The sequence below is a fragment of the Bradyrhizobium pachyrhizi genome (assembly GCF_001189245.1).
Taxonomy (GTDB): Bacteria; Pseudomonadota; Alphaproteobacteria; order Rhizobiales; family Xanthobacteraceae; genus Bradyrhizobium; species Bradyrhizobium pachyrhizi.
In genome coordinates this window covers 11,802-13,401 of the sequence record NZ_LFIQ01000111.1, presented here as the reverse complement: position 1 = coordinate 13,401, position 1,600 = coordinate 11,802, and the positions used below count along the sequence as shown (strand labels likewise).

At 64.9% G+C, this 1,600-nt stretch carries 1 protein-coding gene; it reads left to right on the top strand.

Annotated features, from left to right (window positions below; translation table 11 throughout):
* Nucleotides 1-1,213 (top strand): flagellin (locus tag AKL29_RS28090; protein ID WP_244482468.1); only part of this gene is annotated, 1,213 nt, incomplete at its 5' end.
* Between the last annotated feature and the right edge of the window lie 387 nt (nt 1,214-1,600).

The window sequence follows — 1,600 nt, the reverse complement described above, 5'->3', positions numbered from 1 at the left end:
CTATTCCGCGAAGTCGTCGGTGACGACCGCCGCGATCCCCGGCGCGACCGCCGACAACCTTCTCGGCACCGCGACCCCGACCAATGCGACCCTCACCAGCACCGCCGCCTATACCGGCATTGACCTCACCGCGGCCGGCGCGAACCTGACGTTCCAGATCAACAGCCAGACTGTGACCTTGAACTCGGGCACGAACTACTCCGCCACCCAGGTTCGCGACGCCATCAACACGCAGGTCGGCGCCAGCGCCAAGGTCGCCGCCTCGATCGACGGCACCGGCAAGCTGGTCCTGACCAGCACCAACACCGCCGGCGCCGCGGACTCGCTCACGGTCGGTACGTTCAGCTCGGGCGACGCGACACAGCTCGGCCTCCCGGCCGGTGCGACGGCGACCGCAAACGGCACGGCCGGCGCGAGCCCGCTGGACACCCTCACGCTGACCATCGGCGCGACCGGCAACGGCACTGCGACCAACATCACCTTCGGCACCGGTGCCGGCAAGGTGAAGTCCCTCAACGACCTGAACGCCGCGCTGGCGGCCAACAACCTGCAGGCCTCGCTCAGTGCGGCCGGTGCGCTCACCATCAGCACCACCAACGATGCCGCTTCGGCGACCATCGGCACGATCGGCGGCACGGCGGCCGGCGCCGGCAAGCTGTTCAACGGCCTCACGGGCAGCGCTCCGGTGCAGGACCCGACTGCGCTGGCGAACCGCGCCAACCTGGTCAACCAATACAACAACATCCTGGACCAGATCACCACGACCGCCCAGGACGCGTCGTACAACGGCATCAACCTGCTCAACGGCGATCAGCTCAAGCTGACCTTCAACGAGACGGGCTCCTCGACGCTGAAGATCCAGGGCGTGACCTTCGACGCTACCGGCCTCAACCTCACCAAGCTGACTGCCGGCACGGACTTCGTGGACAACGCTTCGGCCAACGCCACGCTGAAGACGCTGAACAACGCGAGCGGCCTGCTGCGCACCCAGGCTTCGACCCTCGGTTCGAACCTGTCGATCGTGCAGATCCGCCAGGACTTCTCGAAGAATCTGATCAACGTGCTGCAGACCGGCTCGTCCAACCTGACGCTGGCCGACACCAACGAGGAAGCGGCCAACAGCCAGGCGCTGTCGACCCGCCAGTCGATCGCGGTCTCCGCGCTGGCGCTGGCCAACCAGTCGCAGCAGAGCGTGCTGCAGCTGCTCCGCTAAGCGTAGCCGCGACAGACATCGACTATCGAGGCGGCGGAGGAAACTCCGCCGCCTTTTCTTTGGCTGCGCTTAGCCATCCCGCCGGGTTCAACCAATGAGCGATCGCGTTCGGATGCTGGCGGTCGTCATGTCGCGAACGTTTCGCAAGGCTTAGCGGTCCTCAATTCCAATTAGTTCAAATTGCGATGACCGATGGAACGGGCTCTTTCCCGTCCGGGTGGTAAGGCCTGTCCCTGTGAGACCGGCCGTGTTGTCGTGATGCGTCGTCGAACTGCAGAAGGGCTTCATCGTCCGTATTTGCACGGACGGCAAAATTAACGTCGCCGTGAAGCCGGCCAAGTTAACGATGCAAGGCGAGCGTTCCGTAGCACCTTGAGGGGACCTATC